13 protein-coding genes are annotated in these 22,236 nt (G+C 71.5%); 5 read left to right on the forward strand and 8 right to left on the reverse strand.

The annotated features are described in order from the left end of the window. Positions 1-116 precede the first annotated feature (116 nt). Positions 117-2,471, reverse strand: coding sequence for an AbfB domain-containing protein (locus ACWER9_RS28905; protein ID WP_452304815.1), 2,355 nt, complete (start codon positions 2,469-2,471; stop codon positions 117-119). Between the two features lie 257 nt (positions 2,472-2,728). Here ACWER9_RS28905 and ACWER9_RS28910 point away from each other — a divergent pair, with 257 nt between their 5' ends. From ACWER9_RS28910 to pdxY, 3 genes are all read left to right on the forward strand, one after another. Further along, positions 2,729-3,745 (forward strand): LacI family DNA-binding transcriptional regulator, encoded by a 1,017-nt coding sequence (locus ACWER9_RS28910; protein WP_452304816.1) that lies wholly within the window; start codon positions 2,729-2,731, stop codon positions 3,743-3,745. Between the two features lie 151 nt (positions 3,746-3,896). Beyond that, positions 3,897-4,691: a S1 family peptidase gene (locus tag ACWER9_RS28915; protein ID WP_452304817.1), complete on the forward strand. Its 795-nt coding sequence runs from the start codon at positions 3,897-3,899 to the stop codon at positions 4,689-4,691. 144 nt (positions 4,692-4,835) lie between these two features. Continuing rightward, entirely contained in the window at positions 4,836-5,687 is an 852-nt protein-coding gene (pdxY, locus tag ACWER9_RS28920; RefSeq protein WP_452304818.1) for a pyridoxal kinase PdxY, read from the forward strand. A 21-nt stretch (positions 5,688-5,708) separates the two neighbouring features. Here the strand turns inward: pdxY and ACWER9_RS28925 are convergent, their stop codons facing one another. From ACWER9_RS28925 to ACWER9_RS28955, 7 genes are all read right to left on the reverse strand, one after another. Continuing rightward, positions 5,709-6,041, reverse strand: a complete 333-nt coding sequence (locus ACWER9_RS28925; RefSeq protein WP_452304819.1) for a putative quinol monooxygenase — start codon at positions 6,039-6,041, stop codon at positions 5,709-5,711. A 9-nt stretch (positions 6,042-6,050) separates the two neighbouring features. Further along, positions 6,051-9,293 carry an ATP-binding protein gene (locus ACWER9_RS28930; RefSeq protein WP_452304820.1) on the reverse strand — a complete coding sequence of 1,081 codons (3,243 nt, stop codon included), beginning with the start codon at positions 9,291-9,293 and terminating at the stop codon, positions 6,051-6,053. Further along, positions 9,290-9,979 (reverse strand): hypothetical protein, encoded by a 690-nt coding sequence (locus tag ACWER9_RS28935; protein ID WP_452304821.1) that lies wholly within the window; start codon positions 9,977-9,979, stop codon positions 9,290-9,292. The genes ACWER9_RS28930 and ACWER9_RS28935 overlap by 4 nt, the downstream gene beginning before the upstream one ends. Further along, a complete protein-coding gene (locus tag ACWER9_RS28940) occupies positions 9,976-11,079 on the reverse strand; it encodes an endonuclease domain-containing protein (RefSeq protein ID WP_452304822.1) in 1,104 nt (367 codons plus the stop codon). The genes ACWER9_RS28935 and ACWER9_RS28940 overlap by 4 nt, the downstream gene beginning before the upstream one ends. Before the next feature lie 69 nt (positions 11,080-11,148). After that, on the reverse strand, positions 11,149-12,567 hold the full coding sequence (locus ACWER9_RS28945) for a WGR domain-containing protein (RefSeq protein ID WP_452304823.1): 1,419 nt from the start codon (positions 12,565-12,567) through the stop codon (positions 11,149-11,151). 62 nt (positions 12,568-12,629) lie between these two features. Continuing rightward, entirely contained in the window at positions 12,630-13,589 is a 960-nt protein-coding gene (locus tag ACWER9_RS28950) for an acetamidase/formamidase family protein (protein WP_452304824.1), read from the reverse strand. Positions 13,590-13,686: 97 nt separating this feature from the next. Further along, complete coding sequence (locus tag ACWER9_RS28955; protein WP_452304825.1) at positions 13,687-14,718, reverse strand: polysaccharide deacetylase family protein; 1,032 nt, start codon at positions 14,716-14,718, stop codon at positions 13,687-13,689. Positions 14,719-15,143: 425 nt separating this feature from the next. Here ACWER9_RS28955 and ACWER9_RS28960 point away from each other — a divergent pair, with 425 nt between their 5' ends. Both ACWER9_RS28960 and ACWER9_RS28965 read left to right on the forward strand, forming a co-directional pair. Beyond that, complete coding sequence (locus tag ACWER9_RS28960; RefSeq protein ID WP_452304826.1) at positions 15,144-16,220, forward strand: glycoside hydrolase family 19 protein; 1,077 nt, start codon at positions 15,144-15,146, stop codon at positions 16,218-16,220. Between the two features lie 272 nt (positions 16,221-16,492). After that, positions 16,493-22,108, forward strand: coding sequence for a GH92 family glycosyl hydrolase (locus ACWER9_RS28965; protein ID WP_452304827.1), 5,616 nt, complete (start codon positions 16,493-16,495; stop codon positions 22,106-22,108). Positions 22,109-22,236: the final 128 nt, after the last annotated feature.

Raw genomic sequence — 22,236 nt, forward strand, 5'->3', positions numbered from 1 at the left:
GACGCCTGGACGGCGTCGCGGGGCCGGCTCAGGGCCGCCTTTGCTCTGCACCCGGGGTGCGATGCCGGAACCCCCGCGCCTCGCCGTGTCGGGACGGCCGGGTCAGGGCGCAGTGGTCAGGGCGCCCACGGGGCGGCGATGTTCCAGGTGCTGTCGGCGGCCCACGACGTCGGCGTGTTGTACGCGTCGCCGCCGGCGCCGTTGCTGAGCCAGACCTCCGCGTTGTAGTGCCGCAGGTACCGGCCGCGGAAGTTGTACGACTCCAGCGAGACGCCGGTGCCCGTCAACCCGGTACGGGCGCACCAGGTGGCGTCGGCGCGCAGCAGCGCGGAGCCGTCGTCAGGTGAGTTGCGGACCCGGGAGTTCTGGTGGCGCAGGTACTGCCCGGGGAAGTTGACCGACTCGAACGAGTAGCAACCGCTTCCGGCCAGGCCCGGCCGGACGGTGTACGTGGCGTCGGCCTTGAGCAGGCTGGAACTCGCGGCGTCGACCACCTCGGTGTAGGCCAGGCTGTCCTGGTGGCGGAGGTAGCGGTTGGTGTAGCCGGGCGTGGTCACCTGTAGCGACCGGCGGGTGTTGGCCGGCAGGGCGACCGGTGCGGAACTGCCGATGGCCTTCGAGGCGTTCACCAGGGCGGTGTTCGCGGCGCGTACCCGCGACTGGTCCATCTTGATCACCTGCCGGTCGTAGGTGAGGAAGCCGTTGAGTTCCCCCTCCAGGTCGGTGATCTCCGTGTAGATCGAGGCGCTGAGCCCCTTGCCGATCATCAGGTTCTGGGTGCCCTGCACCAGCCCCACGTACCTGTCGGTGAGGGCGCTCGAACTGGACTGCCACTCGTACGCGAAGAAGCTGCCGTTCGGGCTGTACTCGTGGCCCGGCGTGTGCAGGCCCAGGCCGCCGAACTCACCGAGCACCGCGATCCGGCTGCTCGACGGTACGGGCGAGTCGGGTCCGAGGTAGACGTGCCAGTCGTCGATGTCGCCGTTGCCGGGGTCGCCGAGGGACTGGCAGCAGTTGTGGCCGCTGTGCGGGTTGACCAGGCGGGTCGGGTCCTGGTTCTTGATGTTCTGCGCGACCCGCCGGGTGTCGGCGAGGGACCGTTCGCCCCAACCCTCGTTGTAGGGCGTGTACGCGACCACCGCCGGTGAACTGCGGTGCTCGTCGACGATCTCGCGTGCCTCGGCCTCGAACTGCGCCTGCTGGGCGTCGGTGGGGTCGACGTTCTGCGCGGTCAGCGAGGGGATGTCCTGCCAGACGAGCAGGCCGAGCCGGTCGGCGTGGTAGAACCAGCGCTGCGGCTCGACCTTGATGTGCTTGCGCACCATGTTGAAACCCAGGTCCTTGTGCTTCTGCAGGTCGAAGGCGAGGGCGGCGTCGGTCGGCGCGGTGTAGAGCCCGTCCGGCCAGAAGCCCTGGTCGAGGGTGCCGACCTGGAACACGAACTGGCCGTTGAGCTTGGGGCGGAGCACACCGTTGACCAGGCCGGTGGTGATCTCCCGCATGCCGAAGTAGTGCGTGGTCCGGTCCACGGTGGCGCCCGCGGCGCTGCGCAGGGTCACCCGGAGGTTGTAGAGGAACGGGTCGTCGGGCGACCAGCGGCGGGCGTTGGGCACCGGCACGCTGAAGTCGGTGAAGCCGCCGGTGGCCGAGCCGACCACGGTGCCGCCGTTCAGCGCCTCGGCGAGCACGCTGTGGCCGCTCACGTCGCCCCGGGTGAAGACCCGGACCCGCAGGGTGTTGTTGCCCAGGTTCGGGTAGACGTCGACGCTGCTGATCGAGGCGGTGGGCACCGGCTCCATCCACACTGTCTGCCAGATGCCGGAGCTGGGCGTGTAGAAGATTCCGCTGGGTGTCTTGGTCTGCTTGCCGATGGCGGGCAGGCTGCCGTTCTGTCGGGTGTCGGTGGGGTCCCAGACCTTGACGACGATCTCGTTCGTCCCGGCGGTGAGCTGGGGAGTCACGTCGAAGCTGAAGGCGTCGTAGCCGCCGGTGTGCGCGCCGACCCGGACCCCGTTGACCCAGACGGTGCTCTGCCAGTCGACGGCGCCGAAGTGCAGCAGGGTCCGCCGACCCGACCAGGTCGCCGGGATGGTGACGGTGCGTCGGTAGAACAGGTAGTTGCGGTTGTCGTTGGCGGCCCGCTGGATGCCGGACAGGGCGCTCTCCACCGGGAAGGGCACGTTGACCCGCTCGGGCAGGTTGGTGCCGAACTGCGGGGCGTCGTCGGTCGTCGACTGGCGTAGCTGCCACTCGCCGTTGAGGTTGAGCCAGTCCGGCCGCGTCATCTGGGGTCGCGGGTACTCCGGCAGTGGGGTGCCGTTCAGGGCCTGGCTGGTCCAGGGGGTGGTCAGTGGTGGCGTCTTGGCCGGTGCGGCGTACGCCGGCGAGGCGGGCGCGGTGAGGATGCCGGCGACCAGGGTGAGGATGAGCAGCAGTGGCAGGGCGGGGCGGATGGGGACGTGACGTGTCATGCCGTCTCCGAGGGGCGAGTCGCCGCGGGCGGGTGCGGTCAGGCCCGAAGCGCGTGGGTGGTGGGCATCGGGTGGTCATTGACGGTGGACGGGCGTCAGTGACGGATGTCGGTGGGATTTCCACCCGACGACGGTGCGTGGGATATTGACATCCATCAGCACCTGTTTAACGTTATAGAGCCGCACCGGTCGTCCCGTCAATGCTTGTTCGTCAATGTCCCGGTCGACCCGCCGAACGAATCCGCGAAAGGTTGGGGATGGGCGTCAACCTGAAGGACATCGCCCAGCGCGCCGGCGTCTCGCTGGCCACGGTCTCGAATGTGGTGAACGGCTACCGGCCGGTGGGGGAGCGGACCCGACAGCGGGTGCAGCAGGCGATCGACGAGCTCGGCTACAGCCCCAACCTCGGCGCCCGGCACCTGCGCCGGGGTCGTACCGGCCTGATCGCCCTGGCCGTCCCGGAGCTGACCAACCCCTACTTCGCCGAGCTCGCCGAGATCGCCATCGCCGAGGCCGCCGCGCTCGGCTACACGCTCGTCATGGAGAACACCGCCGCCGACCGGGAGGCGGAGCTGGCACTCCTCGACGGCTCCCGGCAGCGCATCATCGACGGCCTGATCCTCAGCCCGGTGCGCGTCGGCCGGGCGGAGGTGCTAGGCCGGACCGCCGGCAGCCCACTCGTGCTGATCGGTGAGGGCGTCTACGACGTACCGCACGACCACATCGCCATCGACAACGTGGCCGCCAGCCACGCGGCGATCCGGCATCTCGTGGCGATCGGCCGTCGCCGGATAGCGTTCATCGGCGCCACCCCCGGCGGCGACCGGCACTCGGCCCACCTGCGGGTGCGGGGTTACCGGGAGGCCCTGACGGCCGCCGGTCTGCCGTACCGACAGCGGTTGGTCGCCGGCACCGACGCGTTCGGTCGACTCGACGGCAAGCGGGCCATGCATGACCTGCTCGCCCTCGGTGACCCTCCGGACGCGGTGTTCGGTTACAACGACCTGATCGCCATCGGGGCGCTCCGGGCGCTGGCCGAGGTCGGTCACCGGGTGCCCGAGGACGTCGCGGTGGTCGGGATCGACGACATCGAGGAGGGGCGGTTCAGTGCCCCGACCCTCACCACGATCGCCCCGGACAAGAGGGAGATCGGCCGTCTCGCGGTGCGCCGCCTCGTCGCCCGCATCGAGGGCGCGGAGGTCGCGGGGCCGCTGACCGTGCAGACGCCGTTCCGGCTCGTCCGCCGGGAGAGCACCGGCACCCCGGGCGGCTGACCGTCGGTCGCCCTCCCGCCGGGCGAGATCCATAACGCCGGTGGTACGACCCAGAGGGGATGACCCTTGAGATCCATTGTGCTCAATATGATGACCGCTATCTCGACTGCGGTGCGCTCACGAGGCGCGCCACCCTGATGCGGAGGAATGCATGGTTCGCTGGCGTACCCTCACTGGCCTGCTGGCCACCGCGTTGGCCGCGGTGACCGCGGCCAGCCTGACCCTCACCGCGCCGGCCGCCGCGGCCGACAGTCCCATCACGCCGAACGTCGTCGGTGGCACCCGCGCCGCTCAGGGCGAGTTCCCGTTCATGGTGCGTCTCTCGATGGGCTGCGGCGGGGCGCTCTACAGCCCCCGGCTGGTGCTCACCGCGGCACACTGCGTCGGCGCGACCGGCACCAACACCAGCATCACCGCGACGCTCGGGGCGGTCGACCTCCAGTCGTCCAGCCGGATCACCGTGCGGTCCAACTACGTCTACCGTGCGCCCGGCTACAACGGCGCCGGCCGGGACTGGGCGCTGATCCGGTTGGCCAGCCCCGTCACCGGCCTGAGCACGCTGCCGATCGCCACCACGACCGCGTACGACAGCGGCACCTTCACCGTCGCCGGTTGGGGGGCCGCGCGGGAGGGCGGCGGCCAGCAGCGGTACCTGCTCAAGGCGACAGTGCCGTTCGTCAGCGACTCCACCTGCAACGCCAACTACGGCGGGGACCTCATCCCGGCCCAGGAGATCTGCGCCGGCTACGCCAGCGGCGGCACGGACACCTGCCAGGGTGACTCGGGCGGCCCGATGTTCCGCCGCGACGCCAGCAACGCCTGGATCCAGGTCGGCATCGTCAGCTGGGGCAACGGGTGCGCCCGACCCAACTACCCGGGTGTCTACACCCAGGTGAGCTACTTCGCCTCGTCGATCGCCTCGGCCGCGGCGAGCCTCGGCGGCTGACCGTACGACCGATCGGGCGGCCCGGACGACACGGTCCGGGCCGCCCGCTCGTGCCGCACCGAACGGGGCGGGCGGCGAGTGGGCCACCCGACAGATTCGGCGGCCCGTGCCTGGCGCGTCGGCAGCAACGGCGATGATGGGCCGGTGAAGATCCTGTCCATCCAGTCGTCGGTCGCCTACGGTCACGTCGGCAACTCCGCGGCGGCCTTTCCCCTGCAACGCCTCGGGCACGAGGTCTGGCCGGTCCTGACCGTGCACTTCTCCAACCACACCGGGTACGGCGCGTGGCGGGGCCCGACGCTCCCGGCGGCGGACGTGGCGGAGGTGATCGCGGGCATCGGAGACCGGGGGGTGCTCGGCAGCGCCGACGCGGTGCTCTCCGGCTACCAGGGCGACCCGGCCGTGGGTGCGGTGATCCTGGACGCGGTGGCGACCGTGAAGGCGGCCAACCCGGCCGCGGTGTACTGCTGCGACCCGGTGATGGGCGACGCCGGTCGGGGCATGTTCGTCCGGCCGGGCATTCCGGAGTACCTACGCGACACCGTGGTGCCCCGCGCCGACATCATCACGCCGAACCACTTCGAGCTGGACTTCCTCGCCGACCGTACGACGAACTCGCTGGCCGAGGTGCTCGACGCGGTCGACGTGGTACGCGCGACCGGGCCACGGCACGTCCTGGTGACGAGCGTGCTCCACGGCGACCTGCCGCCGGACTCGCTGGAGGTGGTGGCGGTCTCCGACGAGGGCGCCTGGGCGGTGATCACACCATTGCTGCCGATCAACCCGAACGGTGGGGGCGACGTCACCGCGGCGCTGTACCTCGCGCACCTGTCGACGACCGGGTCACCCGCGACCGCGCTGGAACGCACCATCGCCTCCGTCTACGCCGTCCTCGAGGCGACCCTCGCGGCGGGCACCCGGGAGATCCAGCTCATCGCGGCGCAGGACGTGATCGCCGACCCGCCGGCCCGGTTCACCGCCCGCCGGCTGCGCTGACGGCGGGCGGCGCGAGCGCGGTCAGCGGCCCTCGGGGACGGCCATCTCGCCGAGCAGCGACCAGTCGTCCTGCGGCACGCTGGCGTTCACGATCCGCGGCGTCTCGGCCAGGTGCGGCGGCAGGGTCTCCTGGGCCGCGCGGAAGTGGTCGGACTGGACGTGGGCCGCGCCGGCCTGGTCGTCGCGGAACGCCTCGACCAGCACATACTCGGCCGGGTCGTCCACGCTGCGAGACCAGTCGAACCAGAGGCAGCCCGGCTCCGCCCGGGTCGCCTCGGTGAACTCGGCGGCGATCTGCGGCCACCGGTCGGCGTGCTCGGGCAGGACCCGGAACTTGGCGGTAATGAAGATCATGGCCTCAGGCTACCCAGCCGGGCGGGCGCGGGCGACGACCTCCTCGGGGGTCAACGGCGCCTTCGGGTGGTGGGTCAGGCACAGCGGGGTGCGGACCTTGACGAACGAGAACCCCTCCCCGGCGGCGTAGAACTCACCGCTGTTGAGCAGGCCGATGTCCGGCAGCCGCCCGCCCTTGGCCTCGGCGAGCTGCCGGGCCGCGTCGATCTGCGCCGGCGCGTTGAGCAGCCCGAAGAACTGCATCGTCGCGTTGCCGGAGATCTGGTTGTGCAGACCCTTCGGCGCCTGGGTGGCGAAGACCAGCCCGAGCCCGTACTTGCGGGCCTGCGAGGCCAACGCGATCGAGCTGGCCGTGCAGGCCGTGGTGCCGGTCGACGGCGCGAGCGTCTGCGCCTCGTCCATCACGAACAGCCCACCCAACGGGCGGTCACCGGCCGGGTGCCGCTTGATCCACGCGAACAGCGCCATCTGCAACTGGTTGACGAAGCTCTGCTTCTCCTGGTCCGAGGTGAGACCGACGAAGCTGACCACCGACACCCGGGCCCGCCGCCCCGGCGACGGCGTCAGCAGCAGCCCCGGGTCGGCCGGCGCGCCGACCCCGCCGAAGAGCGGATCGGTGACCATCGCCGCCTTGAGCGCCTCGGCCAGCTCCTCGGCGAGCTTGCCGGCGCGGGCCAGCCGGCTGACGCCGTCGGGCAGGTCGGCGAGGAACTCGGTGAAGCCGGGCAGGCCCACCATCCCACTGCGCGCGTACGCCTGGAGGGCCTCGGTGAGGACGGCCTTGCCCTGCTGGGCCAGCCTGCTCGACCTGTCGACACTGGCCCGGGGCGCGAGCGCCTCCACGGCGGACCGGACGGCCTGGTCGAACTCGTCGGGCCAGTCGCGCAGGGAGGTGAAGTCGGGCAGCGGCTGGAAGCTCAGCGGCCGACCGGCGGTGACCCGCGGCGTCCACACCACCACCTCGGTGTGTGCGAGATAGTCGGCGGCTCGTTCGGCGTCGCCGGGGCCCCAACCGCTCGGCGGCTCGGGCCACGCGTCGCCGAGCCGGGCGAGGTCGTTGTTGGGGTCGAGCACGATCGCGGAGACCCCCTCGCGGGCGCACTCCTCGATCAGTCGGCGGATGAGCACGGTCTTGCCCGAGCCGGACCCGGCGAACACGACGGCGTGGCGGCGCAGCGACTCCAACGGCACCGTGAACGGGTCACCGCCGTCGACCGTGCACCCCAACCCGACCGCCCGACCGCCGGCGTCGACTGGTTGCCCGGCCGGCTCGGCGGAGACGGCCCCGGCTGCCGCGCCGCTCGACGCGCCCTCGGCGACGGCGGTGACCGGCACGGTCGTGGGGTCGGACGCGGAGCCACCCGACGGTGGCTCGCCGTCGTCGGGCGGCGACGCACCGCCCCGCGTCCCGTCGGGCCCGGGCAGGACCGCGCGGAACAGCTCGGTCCCGCTGGCCGGACGACGGGCCACCAGCCACTCCTGCAGGGCCGTGGACGGCTCGGTCGCCATCATCCGCAGCGCCGCGAAGACCCGCAGGTCCGCCTCCGGCACGGCGCACCGCAGCCCGCCGGCCGCGTCGAAGCCGGCCAACACCTCGGTCGTACGCTTCCCGGTCGGCCACGGGCGGTTGCGCAGCAGGATCAGTCGCCGTTGTGGCAGGTCCCGGTCCAGCCCGGCCATGGTGCAGGCGGCCTTGACCCGGGCGGTGACGGCGACGGCGTTCGGGTGTGCGATGGCCCGGAAGCACCAGTGCGCCTCGTTCTCGGTGGCCTCGTCGAGCACCTCGATGAGCCGCCCGTGCAACGCGGGCTTGCGCCCGGGCGGCGGATCGTACTTGTAGGTGGCGCCGGTCGGCGCCTGCTCGGCGATCCAGGCGGCCAGGCCGGCGGCGAGCAGCGGCGGCAGGTGCTCGTCCTCGCCCGCCGGGTCGAGGGCTGCCGACACGTCCGCGGCCTCGACCAGGTCGGTGAAGCGGGTGTCCAACTCGTGCAGGCGGCGCTCGTCCGTCGTCGGCTCGGCGCTGGCGGCGCGGACGGTGTCGACAGTCGGAGTGGAGTCGGCGCCGTCGATGAGCCGCTCCAGCTCGACCACCTCGTCGCGGTCACGGCACCACGCGATGTGCCGGTCCACCCGGCGGAGCAGGGCGCGGGGCGTCAGGGCGGGAGCGTCGGCGAAGGCCGCCGGGGCGATCGGCCAGGTGGGGTGCGGCGGTCCGAAGTACATACCCGTGTACGCGGTGGCGAGGCGCTTCGCCACGATCGCCTGCCCGATCTCCGGGGTGGGGATCCGGTCCGGCAGGGTCGACGTCCGGAAGCGGTCGGCGACCGGGGTGGGCGCGGCGCGGGTCATCAGCACCCAGGTGTCCGGCAGGCAGGAGACCACGACCAGGGTGCGGCGGGTGATGTCGCGGAGCTTGAGCAGGCCGTCGGCGATCGGGCCGAGCATTCTGGCCTGACCGTCCTCCAACCCCTGATGCTGGTTGAGCAGTGAGGTGCTGGTCTGGGCGAACAGCGTGTCGAGCTGGTCCACGGCGATCACCGTGGGGTCCAGGGTCAGCGCCATCAACCGGGAGACGTCCTGCACGACCTGTTGCGGAGTTCGGGTGGCGGGGCTCAACCCCCAGGCCGCCCGCGCGGCCGGGTCACCCGGCTCGGAGATCAGGTGGGCGTAACCGACGTCCTGTGCCTCGAAGTCGATGGCACCGTGCAGGACGAGCGCCCGGGCGGTGTCCTGGGCGTCCCGCCCGACCTCCCGATCGCGTTCGCGCAGCGCCCAGATGAACGCGTCGAGGTGCTCCCGGGTCACCGGTCGGGCCCCGGCGACCGCGTCGCGGACCTCCACCGGCAGGCCGAGCTGGGGGGTGAGTCGACGCAGGAAGGTCTTCAGCTGCGTGCCCCAGCCGACGTGGGGCCGGCCCATCCCCTCCACCAGAGCCAGTGCCACGCTCTCCCAGAACGTCTTGCCACTGACCATGTCGACAAGGAAGAAGTAGCCGCCCTCGCGCTGGATCCGTTCGCGGACCGCGCCGAGCAGGTGCGTCTTGCCGGCCCCCGCGCGGCCCTGCATGGCCACGCCCAGCGGCATGCTCGTGTCGTCGGTGCGGGCCCGCGCCACGCCGCGCAGGATCTCCGCGGCCACCTTCTCGTGCAGCTCCGGTACGTCGTGCCGGCTCGGTCGCCAGACGTCGTCCGGGGTGACCGCCGGGTTGAAACTCACCGCCTCCAGCGCGCTTCGCTGGTCCTCGGAGATCACGCCGGGCCGATCGCCAGGGCGTGGTTGTCCTCATTCCCGATGCGGACGGCCGCGGCCCGGTCCCGGGCGGTCAGTGACTTGGTGTTCGCCACCGGGATGATGCGGACGTCCTCCTGACCGACCATCGTCCGCAGCGCCGCGTCCAGGGCGGCCCGGTCGGTGTCGGCGAGCCGGTCCCGGACGTCGGCGAGGCCGACCCAGGCGCCCGGCGCGGTGGCCAGGTCCCGGTACGTCGAACGAACGAGCGCCTCGACCTCCGCCGCGGACGCAGGTGTCACCGGTGCCGGTGCTGCGCGCGGAGGCTCGCTGGCCGCCACCGCTGCCCCGGTCCGCTTGAAGAAGTCGCCGTGGCTGACCCGGAGCCGGTCCAGCGAACGGTGCAGGTTGGACAGGACGACGAACAATGACCGCGTGGTCGAGCCGCCCTGCTTCGGCGGCGGGGCGGTGTGCAGCTGCCGGGCCACCCGCCAGCCCTCGTCGGTCAGCTCGTGGGCGAACGGCCGGTGCGTCCGATCGGTGTCCACCAGACCCAGGTCGACGAGCTTCGCGTTGTCCTTGCCGGTGAGCGTGAAACCGGCCAGCTCCTTCAGCTCGACGTTGGTGACTCGACGCGCCTCGACCATCAGCACCACGAGGGCGTTGATCTGGTTCGGTGTCAGGTGCGGGACGTCCGCCGGGCTCGTCATGATGTCTCATCTCCGTGGGGGTGCGTGCCGCCCGTGCGTCGCCGGGCCAGCAGCCGACGGATTCCGTCGACCACCGCCGGCGCGTCGGTGAGCACCTGCTCGTTGGTGAAGCGGAGCACGTCCAGCCCGAGGAGTTGCAGCTGCACGTCTCTCCGCCGATCGTTGGCGAAAGCGATTCGCCCACGATGCTCCGGGCCGTCCACCTCGACCGCAAGACCCTCCGTGGGCCAAAACAGATCCAGTCGGTATGCCTCGCCCAGGAGTTGCCACTCGTAGGTCTGGTTCCACCGCCGGCCCCGTGCCCAGTCGTGCGGTCGGAGCGCGCGTTCCAACGCCTGCTCGGCGGCGCTGTCACCGCGTGGCACGCCCGCGATCGGCGGCCAGGCCCACACCGTCGACTGCCGCGCGGCGCTCGGCGGCACCCCGTCGACCGCGTCGGCCAGCCCGGCGAATCGCGGCGGCAGCTCGATCGGCACCGACCGTACCCGGTCGGCGTGGCGCAGGGGCCCACCGACCAACCACACCGTGAAGCCACCGTGTCGCACGAGCCACTCGGCGGCGGCCACAAGCGTCCGTTCGGCGTCCGCAGCCAGGTCGGGCAGGGCCACCACGAGTAGACAGCTCTCCCGGTCGTACGCCTCGGCGATCACCCGGGCGAGCCCGACGGCGCGTACGCCCGGGGCGAAGCGGGACCGGCCGGTGCGGTGGCGCGGACCGCGCAGCCCACGCTCGGCGAGGTCGACCAGGAACGGGCCGAAGTGCCGGGATTGGGCGGCGGTACGGGCCGCGAGGGCGCGCACCGCGGCCATGCCGAGGGTGCCCTCGCCGTCGAACCGGTCGGCACCCGTCAGCCAGCGGGGAAACATCGCGAGGGCCGCGGCGTCCAGTTGGTCGAGCAGGGCATCCACGAGCTCACCGAGAGGACCGACCACAGTGGGCGGCCGGTAGTGCACGACCGCGGGTGCCGCCGGTGGCAACGGGTCGAACGCCACCCGCAGCAGCTCCGGGTCGACGCCCGGCAGGTGACTCACTCGCCGCGTCGGCGGGGCAACCCACCAGGCCCGGTCGGCGTCGCCGTCGGCCCGGGCGGGGTGCGCCATGCCGGCACCCTACGGCACCGGCGAGCGCGACCGGGGACCTCTCGGTGACGCAGGCTGGTGCGCCCCCGCTCAGCGCAGCCGGCGGATGTCGCCGTACGCGCGGTAGTAACCACCGCGGCTGGACTCGCGCACCTCGGTCACCAGGTAGCGGGCACCGGGCTCGCGGATCCCCTTGGGAAACTGCACGGACCAGTCGTGCCGGTACCCGTCGGAGAGCACCTGCACCCGCAGCCGCCCCCGGTCGTCGAGGCACTGCACCACGACTCCACCGACGGCGTCGCTCGTCACCTCGACGAGCGTCGGCTCCACCGGCCGGGGCGCCTGGCGCGGTGCCTTGATGTCGCGGACCTCGGGGACGTCGCCGGCCTGCGCCGCGCGGATCGCCGGCTCGCTCGCGTCGATGCAGGCGAGGTGACCGCCGGTGGTGACGACGTAGAGCCGGTCGTCGTGGTACTGCATGGAGTACGCCGACCCACAGCCGGTGCCGAGCTTCCACAGCCGGGTGCCCGCCGCGTCGAAGCAGTAGATCGAGGACTGGCTGTCACCGGCGAAGACGTACCGCCCGCCCTCGGCGGTGGCACAGGAGAAGACCGGGGCGTCGCAGCGGTAGGTGCGCTCGAGGCCACCCGACTTGGACAGCCGGACCACCTCGCGGGTGCCCGTCCCGGCGAACACACTGCCGTGCTCCTGCCAGCCGAAGAGCACCGAACCGGTGGTGGTGTGCCACAACTCGCCGCCGGTGCGCCACTCGTAGCCGGTCACGCCCTGCGAGTGGCCGTGGTAGATGGCATCGTCGTCGCAGCGCACCATCCAGGCCGACCGCCCGCGCCCCGGGCGCCGCCACAGGAACTCGTCCTCGTGGTCGACGGCGGTGATCCCGCCGTCGGCGTCGGAGACGCCGAGCACGCCGTCATGGATGTCGAGCCAGTAGATGTCGATCTCCGGGGCGATCGCGTACGCCACCCGGGGCACCTTGCCGGACAGGTCGTAGACGTTGCCGTCGTCGCAGCCGGCGTAGACCCAGGCGTCGTCGGCGACGATGCACTTGACCCCGTCGGGGAGGCGAACCTGGCTGCGCACCCGGGCGTCGTGGTCGAGTGTGGTGATGACGCCGTGCTCGTTGCCGACCATGCAGTGCTGCCCGTCAACGAAGATGCCGAAGGCGGGGGCACCGGAGTCGTAGCGCCAGAGCACCGGGGCGGTGCGGGCGGTGGAGCGGGTGCTGACGATCTGCCGCCGCGACACGGTGCGCTTCTGGCGGACGCCGGGGACCGCCGGCGCGTAGCCCTTGCGGACCTTCTCGCCGATCTTCTTCGCCGCGGCGGCCCGGGCCCGGGCGTTGTCCGGATAGGCGGTTGCCTTGACCTGCCCCTGGTCGCCGATCCGGCCGTAGCGCACCGTCAGTGTGGCGTCGTCGACGAGGACCTCGTAGAACTTGTGCGCACCGTCCACTTCGGACAGTTCGAGGTAGGTCGTCTCCTGGGACATGGGGGGCCTCCGAGGGTCAGCGGGCGGCGCGATCCGGCCGGCGCGGCGACAGTGACCACACGTTAACGGCGACCTCCGACAGAACCGGCGTCCGGCCAGCGCAGCGCGTCGTCGCGGAGCACCGCGTGCGCGCCGACGCTCTGGTTGACGATCTGCGTCACCCGCACGTCGACCGCGATGCTGGCCAGCGCCGCCGCGTCCGGACGGCTGAGGCCGTGCAGCCGCTGCATCAGGGTCAGCATCGCGTCCAGGGCGGCGAACGTGGCGTCGTCAAGGGAGGCACCGACGCCCAGGGTCAGCCACGCGTCGGGGGTGCGGGCCACCGGGCCGGTGACCGGGAAGTCGTCGCGTACGTCGAAGGTCAACGTCACCTCGTCCATCGGACACTCGATCGCGGTGCCGCCGACCTCGCCGTCACCCTGTGCGGCGTGCCCGTCCCCGACGGAGAACAGCGCGCCGTCCACCGGGATCGGCAGCAGGAGGGTACTGCCGGCGGTGAGGTCCCGGCAGTCCAGATTGCCGCCCCAGGGGCGCGGTGGGGTCGTCGAGTGCAGCCCCGGCTCCGCGGGCGGCATGCCGAGCACTCCCATGAAGGGCCGCAGCGGAACCGTGTGGCCGTGCTGGTTGCGACCGGTCATCGTCGCCGGGTCCAGCGCCCAGGCGTGCACCACCTGGTGGTCCTGCACGCCGTAGTGCTTGTTGAACCCGCTCGGCCAGCCGCCGGCAACCGTGGTCCCCCAACTGCCCGGGACGACCGCGTCGATGCGGACCGCGAGGGTCTGACCAGCGCGCGCACCGCGGACCGCGATCGGACCGATCAACGCGTGTCCGTGCTCGGGCCGGTGCTGCGCGACCCGGGGCCGGTTCCGGTTCGCTCCGCCGGGGTACGGGCCGGCGGACCACCAGCAGTCCAGGGTGCGAGAGGTGACGGTGTCGCCGGGGTCGATGGTCAGCACGGGCGGGAGGTCGGGGGAGAAGTGGCCGTGCAGAGTGTCGTCGCCGGGTGTGAGGGTGTGTCGCATCCGTGCAGGCTAGTGGCAGTGCGACCGCGCGGCGGGTCGCCGGGTGCGCGGTGGGTGCCGGGCGCACCCACCGCGCACGATCACGAGCCCGGCGATATCAGCCCGAGGTGCAGGACCGGATCTGTGGGCGGGCGCTGCTGTTGCCGTTGGTCATCGTGGTGAAGCCGAAGGTGTTGCCGCTGCCGTTGGACCGCATGGTCATGACTGTCCCGCTGCTGTCCCAGGTGGCGGTGCCGTTCCAGATGGTGGAGACCCGCTGCGGCGAGGTGATGGCCACGACCACCGTCCACGTGCTGGCGCCGCTGACCGTCACCGACGTGTTGTACCTGTCGCCCCAGACGTTCGGGGTCGTGGCGGTCGCGGTGCAGGAGCCGCCGGAGGGCGGCGGGCTGGTCGGCGGCGTGGTGGTCGGCGGCGTGGTGCCGTCCGGCGCGACCGCGCGGCCGGTGGACGCCGAGATCATGCCGGGGCACAGGTTGCGGCTGGTCAGGTTGGCCATGATCTGGGGGATCGCGTCGCGGGTGTTCTGGATCCCGTCGTGCATGAGGATGACCTGCCCGGCCTGGAGTCGGCTCGCGTTGGCCACGATCTGGCTGACGCTGGCGCCGTTCCAGTCCTGGGAGTCGACGTCCCAGATCACCTGGCGCATGCCGAGTGACGACGCGACCGACTGCAGGGTGGAGTTGGTCTCGCCGTAGGGCGGCCGGAACAGCGTCGGGCGGCTGCCGGTCGCCGACTGGATCGCCGAGCTGGTCTGGGAGAGGTCCGCCTGCATCTGCGACTGGCTCATCGAGGTCATGTGGGCGTGGTTCCAGCTGTGGTTGGCGACCCACATGCCGGCGGCCACCTGGGCCTGCGCGGCCGACCTGTTGTTCTGGACGTTCTGCCCGACGTTGAACATCGTGGCCCGCACGCCGTTGGTGCGCAGCACGTTGAGCAGAGCGCTGGTGCTGCCGGTCGGACCGTCGTCGAAGGTGAGCCCGACGTAGCCGTTGCAGGTGGCGGCACTCGACGGGGTCGAGGTGGCCGCGAGGACGACGCCGCACATGGCGACGGCGGTGGCGAGGACGGCGAGCGCCGCGCGCAACCGCCTCGACCACAGGGCCGTGCGGGGGAAGAGCCTGCTCATCTGGTGCCCCTTCTGGCAGGCCCGGACGGCGGACAGCGCAGTCCGGACAGGTCTGGTGGTGGTCGGTCGCGGCGAGCCGTCGCATAGACCTCAGTGGATCGGAGTATTACAGCGAGAATTCGAACACGTCAACAAGTTCCGGAATCACTCCGGAACACCGTACGGCTACCTCAGGGACGGGTACCGGGTCTGGCCAGTAGGGACGTCGTCAAAGGCGATCCGCCAGGGTGCCCCTTCACGTCGGCCGCCGACTTGCTGGTCGACATGATCCGGAAATTCATCGGAAGTATCGACGGTCGATCGCGGAGTTCGCCCCCGCCAGAGGTCGACGAATTAGTAAAGGTTGTGAACAGAAGATGTTACAGTCATCTCGGTCGATATCCGGAGCGGATTTCGGCACGTGAGCCCTAGGAAGGAGTGATCACATGACGAGACTGCGCGCGCTTGTCGCGCTGGTGGCACTGATCGTCGCCGGTGGACTGGTGGCGGTCATCCCGGCCACCGCCGCGTCGGCAGCGGCCTGCTCCGCATCGTGGCAGGCGTCGGCCGTCTACTGGGGAGACGCCCAGGTCTCCCACAACGGCCGCAACTACCGGGCGAAGTGGTGGACCCAGAACGAGGCGCCGCCGGGCACGACCGGCGTCTGGGAGGACCTCGGCGCGTGCGGGGGAGGCACCACGCCACCCACCGGGGGGACCTGCAACCACCCGAACTGGACCGCCGGGACCTGGTACGTCACCGGGGCGATCGTGCGGTACACCAACGGTCTCTACTACATCGCCGAGCACGACAATCCGGGGTACGACCCCGTCGTCAGCACCTGGTACTGGGAGCCGTACACCTGCGGCAGCCAACCACCCACCAACCCGCCCACCAACCCGGGCGGCTTCGTGGTCACCGAGGCCCAGTTCAACCAGATGTTCCCGGGGCGCAACTCCTTCTACACGTACTCGGGACTCGTCGCCGCGCTCAGCGCCTACCCGGCGTTCGCCCGCACCGGCAGTTCCACCGTGCAGCGGCAGGAGGCCGCGGCCTTCCTGGCGAACGTCTACCACGAGACCGGCGGGCTGGTGCACATCGTCGAGCAGAACACCGCCAACTACCCGCACTACTGCGACCCCGGCCAGTCCTACGGGTGTCCCGCCGGGCAGGCCGCCTACTACGGGCGGGGGCCGATCCAGCTCAGCTGGAACTTCAACTACAACGCCGCGGGTAACGCGCTCAACCTGCCGCTGCTGACCAACCCGTGGCTGGTGCAGACCGACGCCGCGGTGGCCTGGAAGACCGGTATCTGGTACTGGATGACCCAGAACGGGCCGGGCACCATGACCGCCCACAACGCGATGGTCAACGGCGCCGGGTTCGGTCAGACCATCCGCAGCATCAACGGCTCGATCGAGTGCAACGGCGGAAACCCCGCCCAGGTGCAGAGTCGCGTCACCCGGTACCAGCAGTTCGTCGGCATCCTCGGTGTGTCCGCCGGAGCCAACCTCTACTGCTGATCCGTGGCCGGGCCTCGGCGTACGTCGTCGGACGGCGTCGAGGCCCGGTGCCAGGTCGCCGGGTCCCGGATGGGGCGACGGCCGCTCCGACGTGACCAACCCGTTGACACGGCAGTGGTGCGCCCGGAACTATCAGCGACAGTCCACCGCCCCGACGCGCGTTGCTCGTCATCTCGTATGACAACGATGTCAGGGCCTCGCCCACCACCGCTCCACTCTGCCCAGACGTTCGACGTACTCGACCCGGTTCGAGTCGAAAGGCTCCGTCCCCCATGTCGCACATCCCCCTTGCGCGTCCCCGGTCGCGCCGCCTGGTAGCGGCGACGACAGCCGCCCTGCTACCGCTGGGCCTGCTCGTCGCCGCGCCCCTGGCGAACGCCGCCCCCACCCCCACAACCCCCGGCAACTTCACCTCCTCGTTCGAGGCCGCCGACCCGCAGCCCGCCACCAGCACCGTGGAGATCGGCGCGAACGGCAAGCCGGTCCAGGCCAACCTGAGCGGCAAGGTCGCCACCCTGCCGGGCAGCCTGCTCGGCCAGGTCAGCGCCGTGACCGCGAGCGACGAGAACAAGCCGCGCGAGGTCGCCGCGAACCTCGCCGACGACGACCCGTCGACGAAGTGGCTCGTGTTCGCGTCCACCGGCTGGGTGACCTACCAGCTCGCCGAGCCGGCGACGGTGCGGCGCTACTCGCTCACCGCGGCCAACGACGCGCCGACCCGCGACCCGAAGGACTTCGTCGTCCAGGGCTCCAACGACGGCACCACCTGGACCGACCTGGACAAGCGCGCCGGGGAGACGTTCAGCGGGCGCTTCGCCACCAAGACCTACACCTTCACCAACACGAACGCCTACGGCTTCTACCGGCTGAACGTCACCGCGAACTCCGGTGACTCGCTCGTGCAGCTCGCCGACTGGAACATCAGCGACGGCTCGGACGTGCGCCCACCGGCCACCCCCATGGTCAGCGTGGCGACCGCCGGCCCGAACGGCGGCTACACCACGAAGCCGGACGTCGGGTTCACCGGGCTGGCCGCGCTGCGCTACTCCGGCGGCGCCGAGGGCAACGGCCGGTCGTACGCGACGAACAAGCTCTTCGACGTCAGCATCCCGGTCGGGCCGAAGACCCGCCTGTCGTACAAGATCTTCCCCGAGTTCACCAACGGGGACGGCCGGTACCCGTCCACCTACGCCGCCGTCGACCTGCGCTTCACCGACGGCAGCTACCTGAGTGGGCGGTCGCCCGCCGACCAGCACGGCTACCCGCTCACCGGCGCCGGCCAGGGCGCCTCGAAGGTGCTCTTCGCCGACCAGTGGAACCTGGTGCAGGCCGACCTCGGCACCGTCGCGCGCGGCAAGACGATCGACCGCGTCCTGCTCGCGTACGACAACCCGCAGGCCACCGGGGAGACCCGGTTCCAGGGGTGGCTCGACGACATCGAGCTGACGGCCACGCCGGCCTCGATCGACGGCTCGACGCTCACCAACTACGTCGACACCCGACGGGGCACCAACTCGACGAGCGGCTTCTCGCGCGGCAACAACCTGCCGATCACCGCCGTACCGAACGGGTTCAACTTCTTCACGCCGGTGACCGACGCGACCTCCAACTCGTGGGAGTACGAGTACCACCGGGTCAACAACGCGGCCAACCTGCCGATGCTCCAGGGCCTCGCGATCTCCCACGAGCCGAGCCCCTGGATGGGTGACCGCAACCAGATGTCGGTCATGCCGGTCGTCGGCGGAGGGCCGCTCACCGGCCAGCCCGCCAGCCGTGCGCTCGCCTTCCGGCACGACGACGAGACGGCACGACCGGACCTCTACCGGGTCACGCTCCAGAACGGCCTGGTCGCGGAGGTGTCGCCCACCGACCACGCCGGGGTCATGCGGTTCACCTTCCCCACCGGGCAGCCGACCGGAAGCCTCGTCTTCCACAACGGCACGTTCACCATCGGCACGGACGGCACGTTCACTGGCTGGGTCGACAACGGAAGCGGCCTGTCGGCCGGTCGTAGCCGGATGTTCGTCTCCGGCGCCTTCGACCGGGCACCGACGGCGTCCGCCGCGACCTCGGCCACCTTCGACATCTCCGCCTCACGGGAGGTGACGATGCGCCTCGCGACGTCGTTCCTCTCCGTCGACCAGGCCCGCCGCAACCTCGACCTGGAGGTCACCGGCCGGAGCTTCGACCAGATCCACGCGGCCGCGACGGCCGCGTGGAAGGACCGGCTCGGCCGGGTCGAGGTGCGGGGCGCCACCGAGGCGCAGCTCGTCACCATGTACTCGAACCTGTACCGGCTGAACCTCTACCCGAACTCGCAGTCGGAGAACACCGGCACCGCCGCCGCGCCGCGCTGGCAGTACGCGAGCCCGGTCTCGGCGCCGACCGGCGCGTCGACAGCCACCCAGACCGGCGCGAAGATCGTCGACGGGCAGATCTACGTCAACAACGGGTTCTGGGACACCTACCGCACCGTGTGGCCCGCCTACGCGCTGCTGTACCCGGACATCGCCGCGAAGATCTCCGACGGGTTCGTCCAGCACTACCGCGACGGCGGCTGGATCGCCCGCTGGTCGTCCCCCGGCTACGCCGACCTGATGACCGGCACCAGCGCGAACGTGGCGCTGGCCCAGGCGTACCTCACCGGGGTCAAGCTGCCCGACCCGCTCGCGGCGTACGACGCCGCCGTCAAGGACGCGACCGTCGCGTCCGGGCGCAGCGCGGTCGGTCGCAAGGGCATCGAGACCTCCCTGTTCCTCGGCTACACGCCGACGTCCACGGGGGAGTCGGTGTCCTGGGCGCTGGAGGGCTACATCAACGACTTCGGCATCGGCAACATGGGTGCGGCGCTGGCCAAGGACCCGGCCACGCCGAAGTCCGAGCGCGCCCGGCTCACCGAGGAGTCGCGCTACTTCCTGGAGCGGGCCCGCAACTACGTCCACCTCTTCGACCCGAAGACGAAGCTCTTCCAGGGCCGCGACGCCGCCGGCACCTTCCTCTCCGGTGACCCGCTGGACTGGGGAGGCGTCTACACCGAGACCAACGGGTGGAACTTCGCCTTCACCGCCCAGCAGGACGGCCGGGGCCTCGCCAACCTGTACGGCGGGCAGAAGGCGCTGCGGGACAAGCTCGACGCCTTCTTCACCACCCCGGAGAACGCCGACCGCCCCGGTGGGTACGGCGGGATCATCCACGAGATGCTCGAAGCGCGCGCGGTGCGGATGGGTCAGCTCGGCATGAGCAACCAGCCGTCGCACCACATCCCGTACATGTACAACGTCGCGGGCGCACCGGCCAGGACCCAGGAGACGGTGCGGGAGATCCTGCGGCGCCTCTACGTCGGCAGTGAGATCGGCCAGGGTTACCTGGGCGACGAGGACAACGGCGAGATGTCGTCCTGGTACATCCTCAGCTCGCTGGGCATCTACCCGTTGCAGGCCGGGTCGTCGGAGTGGGCGATCGGCTCGCCGCAGTTCACCAGGATGACCGTGCGCCGCAGCACCGGCGACATCGTCGTCAACGCGCCGAACAACAGCACGGCGAACGTCTACGTGCAGGACGTGCGGGTCAACGGCAAGAAGCAGCGCGGCCTGTCCCTGGATGTTGCGGCGCTCGCCAAGGGCGGCACCATCGACTTCCAGATGGGCTCCACGCCGTCGTCGTGGGGCAGCGGCAGGAACGACGCCCCGCCGTCGCTCACCAAGGGCGACGAGACGCCGAAGCCGTTGCAGGACGTCACCGGCCCGGGCCTCGGCACCGCGACCGCCACCGGCGGCCAGGACGCGTCGAAACTGTTCGACGACTCGTCGACCACGCAGCTGACCTTCACCTCGGCGACTCCGCAGATCACCTGGGCCTTCCGCGGCGGCAAACAGAAGCCGAAGTACTACACGGTCACCTCCGGTGCCGGTGCGGGTGATCCGGCGGACTGGCGCCTGCAGGGCTCCAACGACGGTCTCACCTGGACCACCGTGGACTCCCGCACCAGCCAGGTCTTCCCGTGGCGCAACCAGACCCGCCCGTACTCGATCGACAAGCCGGGACGGTTCGCGCAGTTCCGTCTCGCCGTCACCAAGACCGTCGGCGCCGAGCGGACCAGCCTCGCCGAGGTCGAGCTGCTCGCCGGGGGAGACCTCGACCTCGGGGGCGGCGACATCACGGTCACCGCCGCCGACGGCGTGCACGCGACCACCGGCGTACCCGTCTCGGTGCCGCTGGCCACCGTCACCGGCGGCAACGCCGACGGCTACCGGGCCACGATCGACTGGGGTGACGGCACACCGGCCACCGAGGGCACCGTGACGCTCAGCTCGCGGGCCGTCTACCGCATCGGTGGGTCGCACACCTACGCCACGCCGGGCTACCACCAGGCCAACGTCACGGTGACCGACGGCGAGAGCCAGAGCTCCGCGACGGTCGGCGTCGAGGTGGCGTACGCCCCGGCGTCCGGTCTCAGCGCCGCGTTCGACACCGTCTGCGTCGGGGACGAAGGGGCCCTCGCGGCAGACTGTGACGCCAAGTCGTGGGCGTACTCGCGGGCCGCGCTGGCGGCGGGCGGGGTGACCCAGGGCCAGTCGCAGCAGGTTCCCGGAACGGCGCTGCGGTTCACCCTGCCGGTCGTCCCGGCCGGGCAGCCGGACAACGCCACAGGCAACGGGGCGACTGTCGTCCTCGACCTGCCGCAGGACGCGACGAGCATCTCGTTCATCGGCGCCGGAACCCAGGGGAACCAGAGCACCACCGGCACGGCGACGTTCAGCGACGGCAGCACGGCGAGCGTCCCGATCCAGATGAGCGACTGGACGCTTGGCGGCAACGCCAACGGCACCCCGTCCTACGGCAACATCGTCGTCGCCCGGACGGCGTACCGGTTGCAGGGCACCAGCCGCGACGGCGCCCAGCCGTTCCTGTTCGCGACCGCGCCGTACCAGATCCCGGCGGGCAAGACGCTGGTGTCGGTGACCCTGCCGACGCAGACGGGTGACCCTCGCTCGGCGGGCCGGATCCACGTGTTCGCCGTGGCCAACGACGGCACGCCCGCCCCGGCGCTGGCGACCGTGGCACCCAAGGCCCAGACGGCCACCGCCGGACAGGCCCTCGCGGCGAACCTCGGTGCGGTGAGCGGCGGTGTGCCCGGTACGACGGGCTACCGTGCCCGCGTGCAGTGGGGTGACGGCACGGCTCCGAACGACGTGACGATCGACGCGTCCGGCGCGATGAGCGGCCAGCACACCTACCTGCGGGAGGGCACCTACACGGTGCGTGTCACCGCGTGGGACACGCTGTCGAGCAGCACCGGGTCCTTCACCGTGACCGTGGCTCGGGGCGGGTCGCAGCCGGCGATCGCGCTGTCCACGTCCGGCACCGTCAGCAGCGGTGGTGCGATCACCGTCGCCGGCAGCGGCTTCGCCGCCGGCGAGCAGGTGACCGTCAGCGTCGGCACCGACCCGGGCCGGACCACGAAGGTCGCGGCCTCCGCGACGGGAACGGTTCGCGCCTCGGTGCCGACCTCCGACGACGCGCAACCCGGCCGGTACGCCGTCACCGCGACGGGCGCGTCGACGCGTACGCCGGCCACGGCCACTGTCCAGGTGACCGGGGAGTCGGAGGCGCGGACCTACCAGCCCCGGGTGGCGCTGTTGACCACCTCGGGGCCGCGCGGCACGTCGATCACGGTCGACGGTTCCGGGTTCGCCCCGAACGAGGCGGTCACGATCGCCGTCGGGTCCGGGTTCGCGGTCAGCACCGTGCGCGCGAACGGTGACGGCGTCATCGCCGGCGCGTCGGTGAGCGTTCCGGGGGCGGCGAAGGCGGGCGCGACGAGCGTCACGCTGAAGGGCGCCACGTCGGCGACGGCGGTGTCCCGACCGTTCACCGTCACCGGCTAGCCGGGGACAGCACAGAGGCGTGGGGCGGGTCGTCCGGGAACGGCGGGCCGCCAGGATCCCGGTCAGTTCCTCAACGTCATCCGCCGACCACAAACCGGCCGGCACCGACTCGGTCGTCATACCTTGAC

This window comes from Micromonospora sp. NPDC003944, from assembly GCF_053605225.1.

Excerpts from the sequence above, each read along its gene's own strand:
- ACWER9_RS28935 (WP_452304821.1), bottom strand. The coding sequence starts at position 9,979 with ATGACGAGCCCGGCGGACGTCCCGCACCTGACACCGAACCAGATCAAC.
- ACWER9_RS28925 (WP_452304819.1), bottom strand. The coding sequence starts at position 6,041 with ATGATCTTCATTACCGCCAAGTTCCGGGTCCTGCCCGAGCACGCCGAC.
- ACWER9_RS28960 (WP_452304826.1), top strand. The coding sequence starts at position 15,144 with ATGACGAGACTGCGCGCGCTTGTCGCGCTGGTGGCACTGATCGTCGCC.
- ACWER9_RS28950 (WP_452304824.1), bottom strand. The coding sequence starts at position 13,589 with ATGCGACACACCCTCACACCCGGCGACGACACTCTGCACGGCCACTTC.
- ACWER9_RS28965 (WP_452304827.1), top strand. The coding sequence starts at position 16,493 with ATGTCGCACATCCCCCTTGCGCGTCCCCGGTCGCGCCGCCTGGTAGCG.
- ACWER9_RS28905 (WP_452304815.1), bottom strand. The coding sequence starts at position 2,471 with ATGACACGTCACGTCCCCATCCGCCCCGCCCTGCCACTGCTGCTCATC.
- ACWER9_RS28910 (WP_452304816.1), top strand. The coding sequence starts at position 2,729 with ATGGGCGTCAACCTGAAGGACATCGCCCAGCGCGCCGGCGTCTCGCTG.
- ACWER9_RS28915 (WP_452304817.1), top strand. The coding sequence starts at position 3,897 with ATGGTTCGCTGGCGTACCCTCACTGGCCTGCTGGCCACCGCGTTGGCC.
- ACWER9_RS28955 (WP_452304825.1), bottom strand. The coding sequence starts at position 14,718 with ATGAGCAGGCTCTTCCCCCGCACGGCCCTGTGGTCGAGGCGGTTGCGC.
- ACWER9_RS28940 (WP_452304822.1), bottom strand. The coding sequence starts at position 11,079 with ATGGCGCACCCCGCCCGGGCCGACGGCGACGCCGACCGGGCCTGGTGG.
- ACWER9_RS28945 (WP_452304823.1), bottom strand. The coding sequence starts at position 12,567 with ATGTCCCAGGAGACGACCTACCTCGAACTGTCCGAAGTGGACGGTGCG.